Origin of the sequence: Martinezella paranaensis, from assembly GCF_014200235.1 — a bacterium.
Classification (GTDB): Bacteria; Pseudomonadota; Alphaproteobacteria; order Rhizobiales; family Rhizobiaceae; genus Rhizobium; species Rhizobium paranaense.
Genome location: NZ_JACHBI010000010.1, coordinates 50646 through 72071, shown reverse-complemented (window position 1 = coordinate 72071; position 21426 = coordinate 50646). Strand labels below are relative to the sequence as shown.

Genomic DNA, 21426 nt, shown 5'->3' with positions numbered 1-21426 from the left:
CTCAAAGAGTTTTATGTGCTACCGATGGTGATGCCCGCCGCCATCATGATTGCCCTGATTGCCGTCATGATCGCTATTTTGATCACCGTCGTCATGGTCGTCGTTGTCATCATGATCGCCATGATGGTCGTGATGACCATGATGCTTGCCGTCGTCGTGCTCGTGCGGTTTGCCGGGATCAGGCGCGCTTGGTGGATTGGAGACATTGGGCGCGCTGGGCGTTGCGGGCGCACTCGGTGCAGCGGGGGCCTCGGCGCGTGGCGATGCCGGCGTATCGGGCGTTGATGGAGAAGGATTATTTGCCGGAGCGCTGCGCGGAGATATGCCGTTGGGCCTGTCTCTCATCGCGGTCGATAGGCCACAATCGCCGCCGCCAGCAAAAGCCATTCTTCCCGAAAGACTTTGATCGCCGGACAGGAACGGTAGGGCTTTCTGGTTTCCGAGCGTCTTGAGAATATCGCGATTGACCCGGCGCGGATCACTGATCTCGCCATTGCGTTTAGCGACCACGCAGTCGCATTGCGCCTTCAATTGCCTGCAGCCACCCGCGCCGCAGAACTGCGCGGCGCCGTTCAACAGAACGACCGCCGTCGTGCCATTGGAGCCGACATAAAAGTCGAATGCAGTTCCGCGCACACCGATCGTTCCGGCTGGCGTCACGATTTGATAGGCGGAGTGGTTTGAATTACCGCTCATCCAACGGAAAGTGCCCTTTGCCGCATTTATGGTAAGCTTCTTGACCGCACCAGAGTCATCGAAAACGAATTTGTCGATGACAACAGACGAGCCGGCTCCGACAGCTAACTTCGTGCCATCTCGAAATGTGAACTGTCCAAGGCCCGAAATAGAGGTGCGAATTTGCTCGTCCCGATGTACGGGATCATCGACCGCCAGCGGACCACTGGCGCCCGAAACTTCGGTTTTAATGAGAACCGCCTCGCCGACCTTCTCGGCCGCGCTCGAGGGCGACGGGGCGAGCAGCATGACGCCCAGCACAGCAATCGCGGCGTCACGCGGACACAACATCCTACCCTCCAAGATTATCTATGTTTTACCATAGGATAGTCTCGAACGTCGCTTCACCCTTTCTGAGTATATTCGATATAGCTTGAATTATGTCGGGTTAGGTTTGGGCTAAAATCAGGCCCATCTGGCATAGTCACGGTCGGCCAGGTTCATACGGAACGACGGCGAATTGCCCAACAACGCCGGCACTAAACGCCGCGTTTGTTCCCCCAAAGCAGCACATGCAACTGCGGCAGAACCCTCGCCTCGAACCATCCGTCTGACGTCACTTTGTCCACCAACCAGCGCATGCGATCCATGATGCCCTCGATATCGATTGTTGCATCATCAGCTTCGGGCGGCGGGGGCGTATGGTTGCCGGGCTGCAGATAGACCGGCAGATGTGGGAAACGGGCAGCGACATCGCGTGCATAGGCATAATCGCGATCATCGAAAACGACGATTTTCAGCGCGATCTGTGGTCCGTCTGCCGCCATGCGGAGACAGTCGTCCAGCGCATCCCAATCCGTCTCCATGCCGCTCGAAGGCGGCTTCGGGCTCAGCACCAGCGCATCGAGATCGGCAAACCACGCCTTCGCAATGCTCGCCTGCGTCTCCAGCGCAAACCTGTAGCCTTGATCATGGCCGTGGGCGATCAGCGGCCCGAGCGGCTGGATGGCCGGATTGCCGCCGGAAAGCGAAACCATCAGCGGCTTACCGCGGGAAAGCCGGGTCACCTCCTGCCAGATCTCGTCGACCGACATTGGCTGCCATTGATCGCGATATTCGCTGTCGGCCGCATGCAGCGTATCGCACCAGGAACAACGATAATCGCAGCCCCCGGTTCGGACGAACACGGTCGGAAGTCCGATCAATACCCCCTCGCCCTGGATTGTCGGCCCGAATATCTCGCTGACGCGGATCGTGGTTTCGCGCGCCTCGCTCATGGCCGATATTCCGCCCAGGTTTTCGGCGTCTCGCTGATGCGCACTGCCGACGTCTCGGGCAGGCGTTGCTTGCACCAGTCGTAGAGATGCTTGGCGAGATATTCCGATGTCACACGATCATGACCGAGAACTTCATTCAGATGGCGGTGGTCGAATTGCTCGTCAATATAGCGCTTCAGCGGCGCAAGCTCATGATAGTCGCGGACGAAACCGTCGGCATTGAGTTCGGCAGCCGAAAGCTCCACCTCGACGATATAGTTGTGCCCATGCAGCCGAGCGCATTGATGATCGGCCGGAAGATGGGTGAGCTGATGCGAGGCGGAGAAGTGAAATTGCTTGGTGATGCGGAACATTATTTCACCTCCTCGGCCGAATATCCGGCCGTCGCCGCCACCCAGAAATCCGGATCGTCATATTCCGTCGGATCTTCGACACCGGCGAGATGGAAGGCTTCGCGCCGCTCGACGCAGGTGCCGCAGCGGCCGCAATGGCGCATGCCGCCTTTGTAGCAAGACCAGGTCTCGGCAAACGGCGTGCCGTTCTTCGCGCCGTCGGTCACGATGTCGGCCTTGGAGATGTTCACATAGGGTGCATAGAGCGAAACGCTGGCATAGCCATCCAGGGCGTGATTCTGCATATGCTGAAAGGCATCGATGAAGCCTGGCCGGCAATCCGGATAGATAAAATGATCGCCGCCGTGAACGGCAACCGCGACAGCATCTGCCTTTTGCGCGGCGGCAAGGCCGAAGGCGATTGCGAGCATGATGGCGTTGCGGTTCGGAACGACAGTCGCCTTCATCGTTTCCTCGGCATAGTGTCCGTCCGGCACTTCGACATCGTCGGTCAAGGCCGATCCAGTCAGGTGTCTGCCGATTGTGGTGATATCGATGATATGATGCGGCACGCCAAGGCGTGTGGCGCAGGCGGCTGCGAAATCCAGCTCCTTGCGATGCCGTTGGCCGTAGTCGAACGAAACGAGCCCGACAAGTTGATGTTCCGCTGCGACCTTATGGGCGAGCGAAACGGAGTCCAATCCGCCGGAGCAGATGACGATAGTCTTCATAATGCGTGATCCCTTGTTTTGACCGGGTGGGCTGCGACCGGAAACTATGGAGGGGTGACTAGCAGCAGACCCTGTCAGAAGCAAGGCATGCACGATCACCCGACAAAACGCAGGTCATCATGGACATGAGCCTGACGGGCTACAACACGTCGACGGCGACGCAAATCGCAGCCCCTTGGAACCAGCAAAACAAACAAACATTTAGTATTTAAAGCCTATAAATATCGGCTATTGAGGCGATGACTTGGCCAATCCTAAACCATTGAAAGAATGTTGGCACTTATGGCCTTCACAGCAAAAGAACTTGCGCAAAACGAACATTTCCTATCCGCTATATTACAGAGCGCGCATGAACTTATGGCGATCTACAATGAGAACCCCCGCATAGCCTCGATCTTTGCTGCGCAGCAAAGGTGGCTTCTGGCACATGCCGGCTATGCTCTGTTTCTCGGCTATCCAGACGGCCCCGCGCCGGCGCTCTATACCGGCAGGTTTATCGATTTCGCGGTCAAGCATAAGATCGCGAGCCGCAATACGGCCGCAGCGTTCCTGAAGGAAATGGTTGCCTACCGCTTCGTTCGGCCGATCGCCGGCAGTTCTGACCGCCGCATCACCTTGCTGGAGCCTACCGAAACGACCCACGAATATATGGCTCGCTGGATCTACACGCATCTGCTGGTTCTGGACGCGCTGGACGGCGGCGACAGGCTGGCAAGGACAACCGCCGACCCCGCTTCGGTGTCGCGGATGCAGCCCAGGATCGCCAAGATGATCCTGGACAGCGAAAGCCTGCAGAATCCCGGCGTAACCTTCGCTTTGTTCAACTGGGCGACCTCCGGCGGTGTGGTGATGGACTATCTCTTTTCCCGAATCGACAAGATTGATCCCGCCGCGGACAAGGTCCTGATCGGCCCAATTTCGCTGAAGGTCATCCAGAGCCAATTCATGATTTCAGGCTCGCATCTGAAGCGGCTTTTGAAACAGGCGACAGAACTCGGAAACGTCGGCTGGGCCGACGACTCCGGCAAAAGCAGCTTCTGGCTGTCTCGAAACTTCATCTCCGAATACTGGAACTATCAAGCCGAGAAATACGCCATCGTCGACACCGTGAGCCAAACGGTGCTCAACCAGCCCGATGATGCAGCGACATCCGGCGAAGAGCCTCTTCCCCGCCCACGCGCAATTTCCGCATAAAGAAATGGGACCCGATCAATTCGGATCCCAAGCGCAGAACGTTCGATGAGATGGATGTAGGCTTTACCGATAACCGCCGCAAGCGCGGTAGTGCTCAGCGTGTGTTAATGCCGTTGCCCGGCGCAGAGGTAATCTTATCGGTCCCGTCGATCTCAGGCACAAGCTTTGCCGGCGAACGCTCGACCTGCATTACCCGCCATTCATTTTCCAGACGATCGACTACATGTACGGGGATTTCTTTCCGTACAGTTTCACGCTCTTGCATCGAGGCCTCCCCTGCCGTTGATGTTCTTTGAATGCCACGGGAGAAATGCTTTGTAAATTAGAGCATTAAAAAGTTTAAACGATTGAATTTATTTTAATCGATTAAAGATGTGGATGCTTGCGGAAGCCTGCTTGTGAAGATGCTGATTTGAATCTTCCGGATTGCAGCTTGGTCGTTCCGTCCGCAGCATCTGTTTTTTTCCAACTCACCTTTTGAGCTATGTTGTCGATCGACCGCTTGGCAAAATGTCTGGGTCTGAAAAGTTTGGCGAATGAGGCAGCGTTTACAATGCCCCTCCCCTCGCCTAGTACATGCCCGACTATCGAATTGGGGCAAACGGTCATGTTGATCAAGCAAAGCGACTATCATCGGATCTACAGGGTCATCAATAGCTTGCTGATCAACGAGAACGCCAATCCTGCCACGGCTTCCATGTATTTCAGCACATTTGGAGCCTTCATTCTCCAACACCATTATAAGGTCGCGGCGACGCCCAAGGGTGGTCTCGCCGCTTACAATTTTGAAGGAAAGCACATCCTTTTCGCTGACCACCGCGAAGACGGTTACGTTTCCGGTGCCGGTGAAAACTTTCACTGCTGGGTCGAAGCGGACGGTTGGGCAATCGACTTCATGGCTCCGGCGGTTTCCGAAAGTGCAGAGGGTCTGGGACTGCCTTCAAAGATGTTTCAGCGTCGGTTGTCATCAATGGCGCCGTCTATCAACGATCTAGGCCAATCCGGTGATTTCTTCTATCACTCTGAGCCTGACGCAATGACCCAACGCTTCGCAGACTGGCGCAAGCATCCGATGATCGGAGATCTTGCAACCGTCGCCGCGAATTGGTTCCGAAAGTCACCGAAGCAGATGCAAACGTCAATCACGGTTCGAGATCAGCAGGGCAAAACCAGGATCGTTCCGCTTGTCGGCAATTCGCTTGTTGGCGCGTGGTGATCTTCAGAAAGAAGGCTAGACCCGAGCAAGCGCCGTGCACCGAATTTTCGAGCTTCGGCATCAAAGATCGGATATGGCGCTGAAATCCACACGCCAGAGGGAACCCAATGACATTCGCGTCTCGCCTCCTATAGACGTGGCGCGTCCAACTGACGCGAACGCCATAGTGAATCCGGTTCACGAAAAGGCCGTGCCTGTTCTTCTCAAGACACGCGAAGACTGATGGTTGGATGCGGGCTCCGGGGGGAAAAGCGATGGAGCTGGCGCGGCCATTGCCGAACGACTGCAACCTGATCCCTACTACGACTTGTATCGCCACTTCAGAACGTTGAGCCTGTTTGGCACGGCTCGTCAGCATGATAGCGATTGCGTCGTGCTAGAGCACAAAGCACGGACCGGCAACTTAGCCGATTTGCTTCCGAAGGAACGATTGTCACTCATCAGGTATTCGCTGCGCTGAAATCTGCACCATTCGCCGAATCTTCTCGTGATGATCATGAGGAAGCTGATGCGAAAGTCCGCAATCATTTTTGACCGAGCGCAATGACACCGAACGCCGCAGTGACAAAGATTGGAACTGAGGAGAGTGCCTCAATCGTATTCAAGGAGGAAAACATGAGCGATTTAAAAATTCGCCGGGATGTCCTCGACGAATTGGAATTCGATCCCAGCGTTGACGCTGCTAATATCGGTGTTTCCGTGACCAATGGTATTGTCACGCTGTCTGGCCACGTGAAGAGCTACACAGAAAAACTGGCAGCCGAACTTATTACGCAACGTGTGAAAGGTGTCCGTGCAATAGCCGAGGAGATTGAAGTTCGCTATCCAGGGCATAAAGCGCATTCTGACGACGAAATTGCAGGCCGCGCCCTTGATGTCATTGCCTGGGACACCTCACTTCCGGACGGCGCCATTGACGTCCAAGTTCAGAGGGGCTGGGTGACCCTGTCAGGCGAGGTCCGTTGGAATTTTCAGCGTATGGCTGCGGAAAACGCCGTCAAGAAGCTTGGCGGTGTTATCGGCGTCGCTAATCGTCTAACGATCCAGCCACGTCCAAGTGTTTCCGACATCAAGAGCCAGATTGAGCAGGCATTTCTGCGAAACGCGGAGCTCGACGCCAATGCGATAAGCGTTTGTGTGGCCGACAATAAAGTGGTGCTTGAGGGCAATGTGCATACGTTGAACGAACGGCGCGTCGCAGAGCAGGCTGCATGGTCTATCCCCAGCGTTACAGTCGTTGAAAACCATCTTCATGTTAGTGTCGGCTGACATAAGGAAGGGAGCTCTTGCTCCCCCTTCCCACCTAATACCCCGACGCTATTGCAACTGAGCTGCGTCCGATGGCTGGGAAAGCCGCCTTCGGAGTGCCTCGATGGCCGTCGATCGCAACCGTCCTACGACGTCTGAAGGCCCTCCTTTGATAAAGTCGGCGGCAGCAACCAATGCAATGGCAAACTTGTAAAGAACGGCACCGGCTTGGGGCGAGAGAAATTGAGTTTGAACCCGATAACCTGTTGCATCGGCCGATCCTTACGACAAGGGGCCGATAGCTGCTCTATAGACTGGTAACTTTGATATCCATCAATGCAAAAGTGGGCGGCGCGAGCAACCATTTACGGCACCGTGTGGCAGGAGATCGGCATGAAACCTCAATTCCATCTACCATTGATCACTTATCCAGAGGCCAGTTCGTTTACCATCGTTCAGAATGCCGTCGAATTCGCACGCCATCAAAAGGCCGACCTCACTGCAAGCGTTTTGCAGGACAAGATACCGCTCACTCGGCGACCGTTCGTGTCGACAGCCGATGCGGAGAAAACGAGTTCCGAGGCGGAGCAATTTAGCCGCGATAGTGGAGCGGCACTGATCGAGATATTCCAAGATTATGCGCAGAAGGCGGACATACAGGCCTCGATTCAATCCTTCGAAGAATGGGAGCCTTTCGTCGCCAGCGCCCTTGCCGAGCTGTCGCGCGCCTATGAGCTTTCGGTCATGGAAGCTTCTGAGATAACAGCGCCACTTGTCGAGAGTGTTCTATTTGAAAGCGGCCGGCCACTTGTCCTATTTCCCTTGGACAATTTCTATGGGCGGATTGATACGATAGCGATAGCGTGGGACGGAAGCGCTGCCCTATCGCGGGCGCTAACGGGTGCACGGCTGCTTTTGGAGAATACATCGCGAGTTGTGTTAGTCTCGGTCATTGATGAGAAACTGATCAATGAGAAGGCCCGCGACCGATTCGCAACCGTACTTCGCAATGCCGGCCTAAATGTTGAGATCATCGCCATCCAGGCTCATGGAGAACCGACGGCTGACGTTATCCAATCGGCTGCCAAAGAAAACTACGCCGACCTGCTTGTCGCTGGTGCATTCGGGCACACCAAATTGCGCGAATTTATCTTCGGGGGTGTTACCCGGTCGCTACTGACCGCACCAACGATGCCTGTTCTACTTTCTCACTAGACATTCCGGTGCCGTCGCACGAAGACTTCCGCCCACTATTCGGTGGGTTTCCGTCTACTATCCAAAATGACACCGACAGCCTCTGAAACTTAGAATCTTGATCGACTACGTTCGTCCGTGGGTGAAAGAAACCGCTCTCGACCCGCTCTATCGAGCAGTTGCTACTGTCGAACGAAAGCGGATAAGAGCGATGATGAAGAAGGCTGTGCCGAGGAGAAACAAAGCGGCCGCCTCGAGCCAGACCACATTGAACCCGGCTCCACGATAAAGGATAGCCTGCGAAAGGGCTACGAAATGGGTCGAAGGTGAAATCGTCATCGCATATTGCAGCCAGAGAGGCTGGCTGTCCATCGGTGTCGTACTGCCGGACAGCAGGTTCATTACAATCAGGATCGGCATCGAGATCAGTCCGAACTGCGCCATCGAACCGGAGGCCGTCGCGATGAGGATGCCGAGCGATGTGACTGAGAATTGATAAAGCACAGCGCAGAAGATGAAGAGGCCGAGCGAGCCGGCGATCGGTACGGAAAGCAGCCGCTCAACAACGATGACAAGGGAAAACACCGCTGCAGCCACGATGACGAGCCCGTTCGCCCAGATCTTCGACATCATGATCTCGGCTGGCGTCAGTGGCATAACTAGGAGATGTTCGATCGTGCCATGCTCACGCTCGCGGATCAGGGCCGCGCCAGTTAGGATTACAGAGAGCATCGTGATGTTGTTGATGACCTGCATCACGGCGGTGAACCAGGTTGATTGCAGATTGGGATTGAAGCGCGTGCTGATGATAAGATGAATCGGCTGGGCGGTTACGTTGCTCGGCAGTGCCACCGCCACTTCCTTTAGGATGATGCTCTGAATATACGAGGCTCCGTTTCCGGCTTGCGACATTGCCGTCGCGTCAATATCGAGCTGGAGGGAGGGCTTACGCCCCGCAATCGCATTTTCTTCGAATTTCGGCGGAATTTCCAGCACGAAGACGAAGCGCCCCGCATTCATCGCCGCATCGATCTCGTTTGCCTCGATCAGCGTAGGCTCCTTAAAAAAGGGGGGGATCAGTGCATCTCTCAACCGTTCCGACAGCATCGAGCCATCCTCGTCGACCACAGCGACGGAGGCGTTTTCAACTTCGAGCTTGGCGCCAGTCGATACCGTGTAGACGGCGATGGTGAAGGTGTAAATGACGAGAATGAGCATCACCGGATCGGCTCTCAGGCTATAAAGCTCCTTGACGCCAAGCCGGAAGATGCGGCCGAGCTTCCCCCACATATCATTCGCTCCGCTTTTTGAGCGCCGCGAGCGCTGCTCCAATGAAGACGATGCCAAAGGCGGCAAGGGCTAGTAGATTTGGCCATAGTTCCGTCAGGCCAAGCCCCTTGGTGATCACGCCGACACTTAGCGGCTGATACCAGGCCGCAGGAAAGAGGAGGCCCATGGCTCGCCCTCCTCCCGAAAGCGAGGAAACCGGCACCAGGAGACCAGAGAAATTGACCGAGGGAATCATTGCGACAATCGCGGTTGCGAAGATTGCCGCTACCTGGCTGCGAACGAAACTCGATACGACAAGGCCGAAAGCCGTGGTCGCAAAGACATAGAAAATGGTGCCGACAACCAGCAGGCTTATAGAGCCTTTGATGGGTACGCCAAAAATCGTGCGAGTCATGAGGAGCAATGTCAGAAAGCTGACAAAAGCGATCACGACGTAGGGAAGCTGTTTGCCAAGCAGAAACTCGATGCGAGTGACCGGCGTCGCTTGGAAGTTGGCGATCGAACCGGTCTCCTTTTCCTTGACAATGCCGAGTGCCGTCATGATTGCCGGGATGAGCACCAACAGCAGCATGATGACGCTCGGCACGATGGCGTTGGCACTCTTGAAGTCCTGATTGTAGCGAAAGCGACTTTCGATATTGATCGGATAGGGCGAAACGATGCGTCCTGTCTGCCGGGCTGATGCGTCGGCGAGATAGGAGGCAACAAGACCCGACAAATAACCCCGTGCCGTCTCCGCACGAAACGGCATGGCGCCGTCGAGCCAGACGGAAACCTCCGGTTTTTCCTGTCGCATCAGGTCGCGGCCGAAGCCGGGAGGAATCTCGATACCGACTCTGAGCTCACCGGTTTGCAGGCGCGTCTGCAGATCGTCGGCCGATGCTATCGACCCCTTCTCTTCGAAATAGCGAGAGCCCTGTAGGCTCTCGATCAATTGCCGACTTTCGGCCGACTGATCCTGGTCGTAGACGGCAAAGGGTAAATGCTCGACATCGAACGAAATACCATAGCCGAACGTCAATAACAGGATCGCCGGCCCGAGCAGCGCAAAGACGAGCCGTGCCCGGTCGCGCAATATTTCCAGCGTCTCTCGTCGCGCATAGGCCCAGAGCCGACCCGGATCGAAAAATCGCTGTGGTGATCTATGTTGGTGGGAAAACACCGTTGCTTCATCGTCCGCACCGGTGTTTCCCCCCATATCCGCCTCGGCCAGCACGTCGATAAAGGTCTCTTCCAGCGTTGCTTTGCCGCGCTTGGCGCAAAGTTCGGCGGGGCTTCCAATCGCCAGCACCTTACCCGCATGCATTAATGAGATTCGGTCGCAGCGCTCGGCCTCGTTCATGAAATGCGTCGACAGGAAAATAGTAACCCCGTCCTCCCGCGACAGGGTAATCAACGACCGCCAGAAGGCATCTCGCGCCACAGGATCGACACCGGACGTGGGTTCATCGAGGATCAACATCTCCGGCCGGTGGATGACGGCGGCGGCAAGCTGCAGGCGTTGACGGATGCCGAGTGGCAAGTCCTCCGGCCGCTGGTTTGCCACTTCGGTCAGGTCATATTCGGCAAGCATCTTTGCGACCCGGGATTCAACCTCATCGGCAGGCATAGAAAAGAGTCGTGCATGCAGCTCCAGATTCTGGCGTACCGTCAGCTCGCTATAAAGCGAGAAGGCCTGAGACATATACCCGACGCGTTTACGGGTATCGATGTCTCCGGCCTTTAGCGGTTGGCCGAATAGTCGGGCTGCGCCCTCAGTGGCCGGCAACAAACCCGTCAACATCTTCATCGTCGTGCTCTTGCCGCTGCCGTTTGAGCCGAGGAAGCCGAAAATCTCACCCTTTGGAATTCGGAAGCTCACGTGGTCAACCGCGACGAAATCGCCGAAACGACAGGTGAGTCCTTCCGCCTCAATTGCCGGTGCTCCATCGGCGATTGCGCGTGACGTAGCGATCAGCGGACTTTGTTCGGCGACAATGTTTGGTATCAGCGCCGTGAAAGCTGTCTCGAGAGACTGTTGTCCGACCCGCTGCATGATTTCCGCCGGACTGCCGGTGGCAATCAGCCGTCCTCCATGCAACGCAGCCAACCAGTCAAAACGTTCGGCCTCCTCCATATAGGCGGTGGCGACAACGACGCTCATCTGCGGACGCTGTGCTCGAATATGGTCGATCAGTTCCCAGAATTTGCGACGTGAAAGGGGGTCGATACCGGTCGTCGGTTCATCGAGAATTAGGAGATCGGGATCATGCAGCAGCGAAGCGCAGATACCAAGCTTCTGCTTCATGCCGCCCGAAAGCTGGCCCACTGGCCGGTCGCGAAAGGGAAAAAGCCCGGTTACACGCAGCAATTCATCCATGCGTGCTCGCCGCAGGCGGCTGCTTTGCCCGAAGAGACGACCGAAGAAATCGAGATTTTCCGCGATACTCAGCGTCGGGTAGAGATTGCGCCCAAGCCCCTGAGGCATGAACGCAATCCGGGCGCAAACGGCGCGGCGGTGGCGTATCTCGGCCATATCTCCGCCGAGCACCTCGATTTGTCCGCGCTGGATTCGGATGGTGCCTGCCGCGAGACCAAGCAGTGTCGATTTTCCGACGCCGTCAGGGCCGATCAATCCCGCCAGGCAGCCGGGGGGAACGGCAAGATCTACCGCATCGAGCGCGGTCCGTGCGCCGTAACGGTGGGTTACCGCAGTAAGTCGGATAGCCCCGTCACTCATTGCGGCAGCTTTACTTGCAGCTCAGCCGGCCAATTTGCCGAGGGGTCGATCCGAACATAGCCGACGCCCCTCACCCCTGTTTTTACGCGGGATTCGTAGTTCTTCAGTAGATCCGGCGCAATCTTCAGCTTAACGCGGAAAACCAGTTTCTCGCGCTCCTCCTGCGTTTCCACGGCCTTCGGCGTAAACTGCGCTTCCGACGCAACGAAGGAGATACTCGCCGGCACAACATATTGCGGCGCAGGATCGAGAATGATGCGTGCCTCATCACCGATCGCCAACCGACCGACCGCCCGCGCTGGCAGGAAAATCGTCATGGAGACGTCCGAAAGGTCGAGTATGGTTGCAACCGGGGCACCCGCCGCAACCACCTCGCCGGCCTGCGCCAGCTTGTATTCGACGCGCCCCCGCCGCGGCGCTTTAAGCACCGCGTCCTGAAGCAGCGACTGGATACGCGCAACCTCGGCACGCGCCGCGTCCGTTGCCGCTTGAGCCTCATCCTGGCTGGCCTGAGCCGCCCGAGCCGAAGCCTCCGCGACATTCAACTGGCTGCGCCTGAGATCCAGTTGCTGTACCGTTCCACTGCCGGTGTTGCTCATGGCCTGCGCCCGTTCAAGCTCCTGACGGGCAAGCAAAAGTTCGCTTTCGCGCTGAGCAATCGCGGCCGTTGCCTCTATTTCGCTTCTTTCCGACTTTCGCACCTGAGCTTTTGCTCCAACAAGCTCCGCCTCGAGATCAGCAGTATCGATCCTGGCGATTGGGGAGCCGGCGTCGACGATCTGGCCTTCATCGACAAGCACCTCCGCAAGCCTCCCTGCAAACTTGGCCGAGATGAGTATTTGCTGAGCTTCGATGCGGCCATTCGACATAGTGATATTTTGCGGAAGCTGTTGACCGGCGACGCTGCTCCAGAAAGCTTTGATCCCGGCAAGCGCACGAGAGGCAGCATTTTCGGCCCGAGCATCCCCACATAGGCTCAGCCCGATGGTGACAGCTAAGATAAGAGCAATTTGTTTGCGCATGCTGGTGTCTCCGAGCCGGATGATGCTTCTCCAAGCCTCGAATTGGCTTGTATGCACGGCGCAAGCAGCGATCCTTGATCTAGATCACATTTCACCTTGGGATGGTCGCAATGCCGTCCGCGAACATGTGATCTTCGCCGCTACGATGCCGAGACGGAAATTGACCCTCGTCAATGCCGGGTTCGCCTCTCGTGCGATTGTTTCTGCTCCCTCCTCCTCGAGAACAGGACCATGGACAATCCAGCCCATAATGCCGCGCCAGAGCATCGCGTCACAGATTTTCCGCCTCCCTATTGGGCAAAATCCGTTGAGGCGCTGTTTGCCGAATACAAATCGCAGTCAACCGGCTTGTCCGCAACGGAAGCGGCCGCACGGCTGAAGACCTACGGCCCGAACGCACTCAGCGCCGATGGTCGCGCAAATGCATTGCGCATTTTGCTGAAGCAGTTTCTTAGCCCGCTGGTCTTGATTCTCATCTTCGCCGCCATTGTCGCTGCGGGTGTGGGGGAAATGCATGACGCGGTGATCATAGGCTGTATCGTCGGCGCAAGCTGTCTTCTTGGATTTTCGCAGGAATTTTCCGCCTCGTGCGCCGTCGAATCCCTTCGACGCGGCATTTCCTTGACCGCGGCGGTCATCCGCGACGGCAGGGAGCAGACGATTCCAGCGGACCAACTCGTGCCCGGCGACGTTATCAAGCTGTCGGCCGGCAGTCTGGTGCCGGCCGATGCCGTTCTTCTATCGGCGCAAGATCTCAACGTGACCGAGGCGGCGCTGACCGGAGAGACGTTTCCCGTCGCCAAATCGCCGGGCATATCCAAGCCTGAAGCACCAATCGATGATCGCCTGAACTGCGTATTCACCGGCACATCAGTGCGAAGCGGCATTGCCACGGCGCTTACGGTCGAGACGGGCAACAGCACGGAATTCGCTTCGATTGCCGAGGCCGTCACCCGTGAAGTTCCCGAAACGGACTTCGCGCGGGGCATTCGCCGCTTCGGTTATCTGATGACCAGGATCATGTTGGTCATCGTCTTCATCGTCTTCATTGCCAACCTTCTCCTGCATCGTCCACTTGTCGACTCATTGCTGTTTTCGCTGGCGCTCGCCGTGGGGCTGACGCCTGAGCTGTTGCCGGCCATCATCAGTGTGACGCTCGCGCGCGGGGCTCGCGTTATGGCACGACAGGGCGTCATCATCCGCCGTCTCGAAGCCATGGAAAATCTAGGCAGCATGGACCTGCTGTGCACGGACAAGACCGGGACGCTGACGGAAGGAACGATCCACCTCGACCAATGTGTCGACGTCACCGGTCAGCCCTCTGATAAAGTGAAATTGATGGCCATCCTCAACGCCGGCCTGCAGGCGGGACTGAAAAATCCCCTCGACGATGCCATCCTTACCGAAAAGCCAGACGCCCTGCTGGCGGCCTATCGAAAGCTGGGCGAGATTCCCTATGATTTCGCCCGAAAGCGGCTTTCGGTGATCGTCGCTGGGCAGGATGGTGCCCAACTGATCTGCAAGGGTGCGGTCACCACCCTCCTTGACATTTGCGCGACAGCGAAAGCAGGCGACGTTGCCAAACCTATCAATGCCGAGTTGCGAGCCGAAATCGACGACCGATATCGGCAATGGAGCGAGGACGGAATTCGCGTCATCGCAGTGGCAACGCGCCCATTCGACCAACAAAAGACGGTGCCTGACAAGGGGGACGAAATCGGCCTTTGCCTGGAAGGGTTTCTCTTATTTCTCGATCCCGCCAAGGCTGGCGTGGAAGAGGCTCTTGGAGGACTGCGCAAGCGTGGCATCAGCATCAAGATCATCTCCGGGGACAATCGCTATGTCGTCGCCCATCTGGCAAAGGCCGTGGGCCTAAAGGGCGGGCGTATATTGAGCGGTCGCGAGATCGCCTCCATGAGCAATGACGCGCTTTTCGCCAGTGCCGCCAAGACAGATCTCTTTGTCGAGATCGATCCCAATCAAAAAGAGCGGATTGTCAAAGCGTTACGCAAGGCTAACCACGTCGTCGGCTATCTGGGCGATGGTATCAACGATGCCCCTGCTCTTCATGAAGCTGATGTGGGTATTTCGGTCGATAGTGCCGTAGATGTTGCGCGGGAAGCGGCCGACATTATCCTGCTACGCCGGGACCTCGACGTCCTGATGCGTGGCGTCGACGATGGAAGACGGACGTTTGCGAACACGTTAAAATATATATCGATCGCCACCAGCGCCAATTTCGGCAACATGATCAGCATGGCGATCGCCTCGCTGCTGCTGCCCTTCCTGCCATTGCTAGCCAAACAAATCCTGCTCAACAATCTGTTGGCGGACATACCATCGATGACAATCGCCACCGACAGGGTCGATCCAATCGAGGTGCAGCGACCGAAGCGCTGGAACATCGCCGGCATTCAACGCTTCATGCTGTGTTTCGGGCCGATCAGCTCCCTCTTCGATTTCGTGACCTTCGGTTTCCTTCTCTTTGTCGGAGCGAGTGTTGATGTGTTTCGCACAGGATGGTTCGTTGAATCGCTAACGTCGCAGATCGCAACGATGCTGATCATCCGCACGATCTTCCCAAGCTGGAAGAGTAGGCCAAGTCGCCTGCTTGTCGCTACAACGGCAGCCATTGGTCTTGCCGCCATCAGTCTACCATACCTACCATTCGCGGGAACCTTCGGTTTTGTGCCGCTGCCTTTCAACATGGTTATCGCTTTGCTTTCCATTACAGTCGCTTTCGCAGTCGCCCTCGAAGTCGCAAAAAGCTTGTTCTTCCGGCGTGAGCGAAGACATTCCTCGTTGCATGGCAGGGAATTGCGATAGGTCAAGGCTCCTATTGCGCGGCATGTCATGATGGGAATGAAGGCTCGCAGCCACCGTGCTTCGGCAAAAATTGAAACAGGCGCTATGACATAGGCATTCGGTCTCGAGCCCACGTCCTCAATTCCAACAGGAGTCTGGATCTTGCCGAGGCATATATTGATCATAGAAGCACATCCAGATGGCCATGATCGCCATTTGTGCGGCGCACTCGCCGACGCCTACGCAATAGGCGCTGCAAATGCAGGTTTTACGCTGCGCAGGTTGGATATTGCCAAACTGAATTTCCCTTTGCTCCGCTCGCGCGACGAATTTGAAAGCGGGATCGTTCCCGAGGGCCTTGCCGCTGCCGCCGAGGCGATCCAGTGGGCCGAACATATCGTCATCATCTTTCCCCTCTGGCTTGGAACCATGCCGGCGCTCCTCAAGGCCTTCCTGGAGCAAGTATTTCGGCCAGGCGTTGCTTTTCAATATCGCAATCGCGGTGTGGCGAAGAGGCTGCTTGTCGGTTGCTCAGCCCGGCTTATCGTTACGATGGGAATGCCGACACCTATCTATCGCTTCTGGTTCGGGGGTCATGGCGTCAGCGGGCTGAGACGCAGCATCCTTAACTTTGCTGGAGTTCGACCTGTGAAGCAGACCTTATTTGGAATGGTAGAACAAGTGGACGAGGCGGCCCGAAAGCGTTGGCTTACGAAAGTGGAAGCCCTCGGGCGCCGTGGCGTATAGCAACATCTTTTCACTCGTCTCTCTGTGCCGGCATCGATGAGACGACGAAAATCTCGTGCAGGGCGGCCCGCAACTTTGACGCCGATCAACGCGCGGATCTCGACTGGGCGCTATTCATATGTCGGTTGTCCGGCGAATTTCCGGCTTACGAAAACAACGTGCGGGCCGATCGATTTTAGGCGACGCGATAGTTCGTCTTCGGGATCGAGCCTTTTCATGGAGATAGCTATGCTTGTCCGCGATATCATGACGTCAACACCGGTCACGGTAAAGGCATCCTCGTCGATTGCCGAAGCCGCTAGTCTTATGCTGGACAATCGAATAAGCGGCCTTCCGGTCATTGATGATGACGGAACCCTAATCGGCATCGTCAGCGAAGGCGATTTCCTGCGGCGCGGCGAACTCGATACTGAACGTCGGCGCTCCTGCTTCCTCGAATTTCTTACCAGTCCCGGTAAGCTTGCTGACGAATATGTGCATGCCCATGGCCGCAAGGTGGAAGAGGTCATGACTTCCCGGGTCACAACTATTTCGCCACAGCAGCCAATAGCAGACGCGGTCAGACTGATGGAACGTGGCGACATAAAGCGGCTGCCCGTCGTCGAAGACGATCAGCTAATAGGCATTGTCGCCCGCTCCGACCTCCTGCGCGCGCTCCTCAACATCCTGATGGCGAAGTCCGCGCCAAATGATGATGCCCAGATCGAGGCGACGATCCAGACCGAGTTGGCAAAACATAGCTGGAGCGGCAATGGATTTATCTGTGTCGCTGTCAAGGATGGCGTTGCAGAACTCTCGGGTACCATTTTCGACGAACGAGAACGTCTGGCGGCCAAAGTCGCTGCAGAGAATGTACCGGGCGTCAAATCCGTCACCGACCAGCTCTCGTGGATAGATCCTTACTACGGCGTGGCAGTTCCGCTGCCGAAATAGCAATCCGCCACCAGTATCCATTTCATCTTTCAACGCGGCCATCGCTTTTGATGCCACGTTCGACCGTTCTATGGAATCCAACAAACACCGTAGAATATGTTGCGTGCGACAACTCTTCGCAACTTCGCGAGCCCGCGCCAGATGCGTTTGCAATGGCAAAATTTTCCGATTTGCAACCGTCGAATTGATCCTCCGCAAAGTAACCAATGCATGCCCGCGATATGGTTTTCCTATTAAAGCCGAGGGAGCACGCCATGTCACATCGAAACGTCAGCGACTATGCCGCCAGCGCAATCGGTACCAGCCTTGTTGTCGTATCCTTAGCGCCTGCTTTTCTCCTTCCAAATCTCAGCGGCATTCTCGCTTTTTCGCTAAATTCCGGCCTATGCGGGCTGGCACTGTTATCCAGCGAGAACGCTTTGGAACGCTATCCTAGAGAATGGGAACGGATCACGCTTGCCTTGTGGCTTGCCATTTCACCCTGGTTGCTCGGCTTCCACGGCGTGGCCAGCACCACGTGGACAAGCGCTATCTGCGCTGCCCTCATCTTCTTACCGGCCGCCTGGACGGTTTCCCATCCGGAAGAATTTGCAGGAGCAGAAGTCGATATAGCACAAAGTCGGAAACGGTAACGGAAACCCGCTCACCAACAGGAGCCAAGATCATGACTCAATTGAAGATCAACTGGAAGAATTGGGTTCTTGTCTGCGATGGAGCTAAGGCACTCTTCTTGCGGAACGATGGTGATGCCGAAATCTTGAACCTGATTCTGGTTCACGAGACCGCCGAGCCGGCGGAAGCCGCGAGAACTTTGGGGTCCGATCGTCCGGGACGAGTCTATGCATCCAAAGGAGGCGCGCGCAGTGCCGTTGAAGACGTCGATCTCCACGAAAGGACGGAAGAAAGTTTCCTTAAAGCAATCGCCGCGCAACTCGACAAATTCGTTCATGACGGCACGATTGAGCATCTGACATTAGTCGCGCCTCCGAAAGCCCTCGGCATCCTGCGCAAGCATATTAGCCCGTCGGTACAAGGAGCGATCACCGCCGAACTTGCCAAGGATCTCACCAAGTTACCTATCGATGAAATCGAGGCTCGACTTCGCAGTGAGGCCTGACCGGCATTTTCGGGGCCTGAAACACGACGCATCGCTGGGGCGAATAGACAGAAATCGTGCCCCTTCGACCTTTCCGCGGACAAGCGCATGCCGTTGGATCAATTTGGACTGAAAGGAACGGAAAGTGCCGCAGAGCCTGTTTGGCTTCATTATGCTGATGGGGCGACCTCACCAGATCGCAATTGCAGCGCTTTCCATCATGCTTTTCATCGTGGAAACCGTTCCGCTCGAGCTGCAAAGGCGCATCGTCAATGCTGCCACTGCAGGCGCTTCCTATCATCTCGTTCTACTTCTCGTGGCAGCCTATCTAGGTCTGGTCGGTGCCCAGGGCCTTACAAAACTGGGGCTAAATATCTATCGCGGCTGGATCGGAGAAGTCGCGGTCCGCTGGCTCCGGCGGTCGGTTCTCGTGGCCTCAATACACACAGACGACCTGCTACCGGAATCTATTGCCGAAGGCGTGCAGCTATCTATCGTCCTGGCGGAAGCCGAGCCCGTTGGGGGCTTCGTAGGCACGAGTATTTCCGAACCTCTCCTGCAGGCTGGAATACTTGTTGCCGTCTGCGGCTATCTGATCTTCTTGCAACCCCTGATGGCGCTGGCCATTGTCATCGTCTATTTCCCTCAGATCGGCTTTGTGCCCTTCATACAAGCGGCCATTAACCGCCGGATCAAAACCAAGATCAGCGCGATGCGAAACATAAGCGAAGGCATGGTGGAACACCTAATCTCCGATGATGCCGTCGAGGCACAGAGCGGCCGCATTCAAACGCTGTTTTCCGTCAACATGAGCATCTACAAGCTGAAGTTCACAATGAACTTCATGATGAACCTTATGACTCAGCTCGGTTATGCCGGCATTTTCGTTCTGGGCGGCTACTACGTCGTCACCGGTCAGACTGAAATCGGCACGGTCGTCGCCTTTCTTTCCGGCCTTTCCAAGATCACTGACCCGTGGGGCGCGCTGGTGGATTGGTATCGTGATTTAAAAACGAATCAGGTCAAATATGCGTTGATCCGCGATGCTATGGAGAGCTATGGCTCAACAAGCCTTGACGGGGCGAGCGACCAGTTCAATGAACAATCGGCCGTCATCCACTGAGTATTAAACTCGGACAGCCAGACCTCTGATAACGGCAGTGTAAATTCGCGCAATTGGATCGGTCACGTTCCGCCGTTTTGCGAAGATTCTAGTTCGTGAACAGCAACTTGCCGGCGGTGATCGACTTCTACAGTCAGAAGCTAGATTGAATCACGCGGCACAATCGACCTCTGCTCAATCAATGAATCACAGGCACACGCCGATACATATTGACCCGCATCAATGATGGCTGAGTCCGACGGACTATTATCATTAGATCGATCGAGAAGGTATGCGGAAACCTGTTCGCAATGAGGATAACCGAATACTCGAGCGGGGGACGCATTTGGACAAGGCGCGTGCTGCCAAGAGAGGACTGGCGCCATGAACAACGACATTTCACGCACAACAGAAGCATTATTGGCTGGGTCTGGATCCTGTACTCCGCAGTCTTCAGAACCTGATCTCCGTGTTGATCACTGGCGCAGCGATCAATGGAAGATCACGGTGTTGTCGCCGCGTGCCCGCCAATGGGTTCACAACGAGTTCTGCTGCGCTCTTGGCCAGTGCCTGGGTGACGACATGCTCGTCGACATTTTGAGCGCCAATCGCTTCCTGAAGGAAGCCCATAGCCAGGGGTTGAGAACCGAATTCGTCGGCCGAGGCGGCAAAGACCTATTTTAGAAGTTTGCAATGTAGCGCGATCATCCGCAATGCCTGCCTGAAGTCACGCCGGCAGCGATGCATTTTCCCATCAATGCGTCTGAAAGACAGATCTCTGAAATTCACCACAGAAAGAGGCGACGAAAATGAATATTGAAGGTTTCAAACATAGTCTTGAAAGGCAGCGTCGGTCGATCGAACAGCGCCTTGGCGCTATTGACAATGACGTCAGTCAACCTCTGGACGACGACAGCGACGAGCGCGCAGTCGAGATGGAGAATGATGAGGTCCTGGCGCAACTGGAACGCAGCGGGCGTAAAGAACTGAAAGCGATTATGGCCGCACTCTCCCGAATTGAAAGTGGAGATTACGGGAAATGCGTTCTCTGCGAGGCGCCCATCAGTGAAAAGCGATTGGAAGCTTTGCCGTTTACACCCTATTGCGTCGATTGCGCCCGCGACCAGGCGAATGACGCAGGCTGAGATGCAGTCAACTCGTGGGAACGGCTTCACAAGCCTCGGCTGATCCTGTTCAAGGCGAGATATGCCAGATTAAGCAGGAGATAAGGATGACACTTCATCACACATTGAGTCTTCCAGGGCTTCAGAGCCGTCTCAACGCGCTAAGGATTGGGAAGCAACTGACGCTTGCATATTCCGACTATTGTCGATTGTTTGGAACGGATGACATGGCTCTTGATCGGATTAATCACTTTGCCGTCGGCCATGGATGTACTGCTGAGATCCGGCTTGCCTCGGTGACATTCAAGAAAATGCGATGATCCCCCACCGTCCCAAGGCTCAGACAGCACGGCATCTACCTGACATCGCCTGATCCTCACTAACTTTTCTCTCCAAACTATCATCAAGTAGAAAAATCGCGAATTCGCAGATTTCTTCCATCCATTGGTAGCGGACGATGACGTTGGGCGTTATTTCAATGTATTCATCAGAGTCCGGTGCCCGCGCGAAAACGTGTTCTCCATTGGCAATCGCATCAAGCCGTGATTTAAACCGTTCCAGTCGCTCGACGATAATTTCTCTATTTTTCAACGTGGATTCTTTTTGCATGGCGCGCCTCCAGCAAAGAATGAAACAAACCCATTTTTCGTAGTGTATGCACTTCCCCCGACCAGGCAACGGCACATTGTAACATATTAGAATATTCTTATATTAAACTCAA

Annotated in this window: 22 protein-coding genes; 13 read left to right on the top strand and 9 right to left on the bottom strand. The window is 55.8% G+C overall.

Going from position 1 to position 21426, the window contains the following annotated elements; translation table 11 throughout:
• Window positions 1-18: 18 nt before the first annotated feature.
• The 4 genes from GGD50_RS22440 to queC form a co-directional block, all read right to left on the bottom strand.
• On the bottom strand, window positions 19-1026 hold the full coding sequence (locus GGD50_RS22440) for a FecR family protein (RefSeq protein WP_183939485.1): 1008 nt from the start codon (window positions 1024-1026) through the stop codon (window positions 19-21).
• A gap of 188 nt (window positions 1027-1214) precedes the next feature.
• Window positions 1215-1952: a 7-carboxy-7-deazaguanine synthase QueE gene (queE, locus tag GGD50_RS22435; protein ID WP_183939483.1), complete on the bottom strand. Its 738-nt coding sequence runs from the start codon at window positions 1950-1952 to the stop codon at window positions 1215-1217.
• Window positions 1949-2305, bottom strand: coding sequence for a 6-carboxytetrahydropterin synthase QueD (queD, locus tag GGD50_RS22430; protein ID WP_183939481.1), 357 nt, complete (start codon window positions 2303-2305; stop codon window positions 1949-1951). Before queD ends, queE begins: the two co-directional genes overlap by 4 nt.
• Window positions 2305-3015: a 7-cyano-7-deazaguanine synthase QueC gene (gene queC / locus GGD50_RS22425; RefSeq protein ID WP_183939479.1), complete on the bottom strand. Its 711-nt coding sequence runs from the start codon at window positions 3013-3015 to the stop codon at window positions 2305-2307. The genes queD and queC overlap by 1 nt, the downstream gene beginning before the upstream one ends.
• A gap of 282 nt (window positions 3016-3297) precedes the next feature.
• Here queC and GGD50_RS22420 point away from each other — a divergent pair, with 282 nt between their 5' ends.
• Window positions 3298-4209, top strand: a complete 912-nt coding sequence (locus GGD50_RS22420) for a hypothetical protein (RefSeq protein WP_246451434.1) — start codon at window positions 3298-3300, stop codon at window positions 4207-4209.
• A 94-nt stretch (window positions 4210-4303) separates the two neighbouring features.
• Here GGD50_RS22420 and GGD50_RS22415 read toward each other — a convergent pair whose 3' ends face one another.
• Window positions 4304-4474 carry a hypothetical protein gene (locus GGD50_RS22415; RefSeq protein ID WP_183939823.1) on the bottom strand — a complete coding sequence of 57 codons (171 nt, stop codon included), beginning with the start codon at window positions 4472-4474 and terminating at the stop codon, window positions 4304-4306.
• Between the two features lie 342 nt (window positions 4475-4816).
• On the opposite strand from GGD50_RS22415, the gene GGD50_RS22410 reads away from it, so the two are divergent.
• The 3 genes from GGD50_RS22410 to GGD50_RS22400 all read left to right on the top strand — a co-directional run bounded on the left by GGD50_RS22410 (window position 4817) and on the right by GGD50_RS22400 (window position 7888).
• Window positions 4817-5425, top strand: a complete 609-nt coding sequence (locus GGD50_RS22410; protein WP_183939477.1) for a DUF2026 family protein — start codon at window positions 4817-4819, stop codon at window positions 5423-5425.
• Between the two features lie 615 nt (window positions 5426-6040).
• Window positions 6041-6694, top strand: a complete 654-nt coding sequence (locus GGD50_RS22405; RefSeq protein ID WP_183939475.1) for a BON domain-containing protein — start codon at window positions 6041-6043, stop codon at window positions 6692-6694.
• A gap of 372 nt (window positions 6695-7066) precedes the next feature.
• Window positions 7067-7888, top strand: coding sequence for a universal stress protein (locus GGD50_RS22400; RefSeq protein ID WP_183939473.1), 822 nt, complete (start codon window positions 7067-7069; stop codon window positions 7886-7888).
• A gap of 147 nt (window positions 7889-8035) precedes the next feature.
• On the opposite strand, the gene GGD50_RS22395 is transcribed toward GGD50_RS22400, so the two are convergent.
• The 3 genes from GGD50_RS22395 to GGD50_RS22385 are packed head-to-tail and all read right to left on the bottom strand — an operon-like array spanning window position 8036 to window position 12898.
• Complete coding sequence (locus tag GGD50_RS22395; protein WP_183939471.1) at window positions 8036-9157, bottom strand: ABC transporter permease; 1122 nt, start codon at window positions 9155-9157, stop codon at window positions 8036-8038.
• 1 nt (window position 9158) lies between these two features.
• Complete coding sequence (gene rbbA / locus GGD50_RS22390) at window positions 9159-11876, bottom strand: ribosome-associated ATPase/putative transporter RbbA (RefSeq protein WP_183939470.1); 2718 nt, start codon at window positions 11874-11876, stop codon at window positions 9159-9161.
• Entirely contained in the window at window positions 11873-12898 is a 1026-nt protein-coding gene (locus tag GGD50_RS22385; protein WP_183939468.1) for an HlyD family secretion protein, read from the bottom strand. Before GGD50_RS22385 ends, rbbA begins: the two co-directional genes overlap by 4 nt.
• Window positions 12899-13129: 231 nt before the next feature.
• On the opposite strand from GGD50_RS22385, the gene mgtA reads away from it, so the two are divergent.
• From mgtA to GGD50_RS22340, 9 genes are all read left to right on the top strand, one after another.
• Complete coding sequence (gene mgtA, locus GGD50_RS22380; RefSeq protein ID WP_183939466.1) at window positions 13130-15724, top strand: magnesium-translocating P-type ATPase; 2595 nt, start codon at window positions 13130-13132, stop codon at window positions 15722-15724.
• A gap of 141 nt (window positions 15725-15865) precedes the next feature.
• Complete coding sequence (locus GGD50_RS22375; RefSeq protein WP_183939464.1) at window positions 15866-16450, top strand: NAD(P)H-dependent oxidoreductase; 585 nt, start codon at window positions 15866-15868, stop codon at window positions 16448-16450.
• A 228-nt stretch (window positions 16451-16678) separates the two neighbouring features.
• Window positions 16679-17383: a CBS domain-containing protein gene (locus GGD50_RS22370; RefSeq protein ID WP_183939462.1), complete on the top strand. Its 705-nt coding sequence runs from the start codon at window positions 16679-16681 to the stop codon at window positions 17381-17383.
• 206 nt (window positions 17384-17589) lie between these two features.
• Window positions 17590-18015, top strand: coding sequence for an SPW repeat protein (locus GGD50_RS22365; RefSeq protein WP_210318940.1), 426 nt, complete (start codon window positions 17590-17592; stop codon window positions 18013-18015).
• A gap of 32 nt (window positions 18016-18047) precedes the next feature.
• Window positions 18048-18500: a baeRF12 domain-containing protein gene (locus GGD50_RS22360; RefSeq protein WP_183939458.1), complete on the top strand. Its 453-nt coding sequence runs from the start codon at window positions 18048-18050 to the stop codon at window positions 18498-18500.
• A gap of 124 nt (window positions 18501-18624) precedes the next feature.
• On the top strand, window positions 18625-19602 hold the full coding sequence (locus GGD50_RS22355; RefSeq protein WP_183939456.1) for an ABC transporter ATP-binding protein: 978 nt from the start codon (window positions 18625-18627) through the stop codon (window positions 19600-19602).
• A 363-nt stretch (window positions 19603-19965) separates the two neighbouring features.
• A complete protein-coding gene (locus tag GGD50_RS22350) occupies window positions 19966-20265 on the top strand; it encodes a hypothetical protein (RefSeq protein ID WP_183939454.1) in 300 nt (99 codons plus the stop codon).
• A gap of 125 nt (window positions 20266-20390) precedes the next feature.
• Window positions 20391-20726, top strand: coding sequence for a TraR/DksA family transcriptional regulator (locus GGD50_RS22345; protein WP_183939452.1), 336 nt, complete (start codon window positions 20391-20393; stop codon window positions 20724-20726).
• An 86-nt stretch (window positions 20727-20812) separates the two neighbouring features.
• Complete coding sequence (locus GGD50_RS22340; protein ID WP_183939450.1) at window positions 20813-21025, top strand: hypothetical protein; 213 nt, start codon at window positions 20813-20815, stop codon at window positions 21023-21025.
• Between the two features lie 19 nt (window positions 21026-21044).
• Here the strand turns inward: GGD50_RS22340 and GGD50_RS22335 are convergent, their stop codons facing one another.
• On the bottom strand, window positions 21045-21314 hold the full coding sequence (locus GGD50_RS22335) for a hypothetical protein (RefSeq protein ID WP_183939448.1): 270 nt from the start codon (window positions 21312-21314) through the stop codon (window positions 21045-21047).
• Window positions 21315-21426 lie beyond the last annotated feature (112 nt).

What these genes read in the sequence shown, in the direction of transcription:
- GGD50_RS22440 (WP_183939485.1), bottom strand. Translation starts at nt 1,026, where the DNA reads ATGTTGTGTCCGCGTGACGCCGCGATTGCTGTGCTGGGCGTCATGCTG.
- queE (WP_183939483.1), bottom strand. Translation starts at nt 1,952, where the DNA reads ATGAGCGAGGCGCGCGAAACCACGATCCGCGTCAGCGAGATATTCGGG.
- queD (WP_183939481.1), bottom strand. Translation starts at nt 2,305, where the DNA reads ATGTTCCGCATCACCAAGCAATTTCACTTCTCCGCCTCGCATCAGCTC.
- queC (WP_183939479.1), bottom strand. Translation starts at nt 3,015, where the DNA reads ATGAAGACTATCGTCATCTGCTCCGGCGGATTGGACTCCGTTTCGCTC.
- GGD50_RS22420 (WP_246451434.1), top strand. Translation starts at nt 3,298, where the DNA reads ATGGCCTTCACAGCAAAAGAACTTGCGCAAAACGAACATTTCCTATCC.
- GGD50_RS22415 (WP_183939823.1), bottom strand. Translation starts at nt 4,474, where the DNA reads ATGCAAGAGCGTGAAACTGTACGGAAAGAAATCCCCGTACATGTAGTC.
- GGD50_RS22410 (WP_183939477.1), top strand. Translation starts at nt 4,817, where the DNA reads ATGTTGATCAAGCAAAGCGACTATCATCGGATCTACAGGGTCATCAAT.
- GGD50_RS22405 (WP_183939475.1), top strand. Translation starts at nt 6,041, where the DNA reads ATGAGCGATTTAAAAATTCGCCGGGATGTCCTCGACGAATTGGAATTC.
- GGD50_RS22400 (WP_183939473.1), top strand. Translation starts at nt 7,067, where the DNA reads ATGAAACCTCAATTCCATCTACCATTGATCACTTATCCAGAGGCCAGT.
- GGD50_RS22395 (WP_183939471.1), bottom strand. Translation starts at nt 9,157, where the DNA reads ATGTGGGGGAAGCTCGGCCGCATCTTCCGGCTTGGCGTCAAGGAGCTT.
- rbbA (WP_183939470.1), bottom strand. Translation starts at nt 11,876, where the DNA reads ATGAGTGACGGGGCTATCCGACTTACTGCGGTAACCCACCGTTACGGC.
- GGD50_RS22385 (WP_183939468.1), bottom strand. Translation starts at nt 12,898, where the DNA reads ATGCGCAAACAAATTGCTCTTATCTTAGCTGTCACCATCGGGCTGAGC.
- mgtA (WP_183939466.1), top strand. Translation starts at nt 13,130, where the DNA reads ATGGACAATCCAGCCCATAATGCCGCGCCAGAGCATCGCGTCACAGAT.
- GGD50_RS22370 (WP_183939462.1), top strand. Translation starts at nt 16,679, where the DNA reads ATGCTTGTCCGCGATATCATGACGTCAACACCGGTCACGGTAAAGGCA.
- GGD50_RS22365 (WP_210318940.1), top strand. Translation starts at nt 17,590, where the DNA reads ATGCATGCCCGCGATATGGTTTTCCTATTAAAGCCGAGGGAGCACGCC.
- GGD50_RS22360 (WP_183939458.1), top strand. Translation starts at nt 18,048, where the DNA reads ATGACTCAATTGAAGATCAACTGGAAGAATTGGGTTCTTGTCTGCGAT.
- GGD50_RS22350 (WP_183939454.1), top strand. Translation starts at nt 19,966, where the DNA reads ATGAACAACGACATTTCACGCACAACAGAAGCATTATTGGCTGGGTCT.
- GGD50_RS22345 (WP_183939452.1), top strand. Translation starts at nt 20,391, where the DNA reads ATGAATATTGAAGGTTTCAAACATAGTCTTGAAAGGCAGCGTCGGTCG.
- GGD50_RS22340 (WP_183939450.1), top strand. Translation starts at nt 20,813, where the DNA reads ATGACACTTCATCACACATTGAGTCTTCCAGGGCTTCAGAGCCGTCTC.
- GGD50_RS22335 (WP_183939448.1), bottom strand. Translation starts at nt 21,314, where the DNA reads ATGCAAAAAGAATCCACGTTGAAAAATAGAGAAATTATCGTCGAGCGA.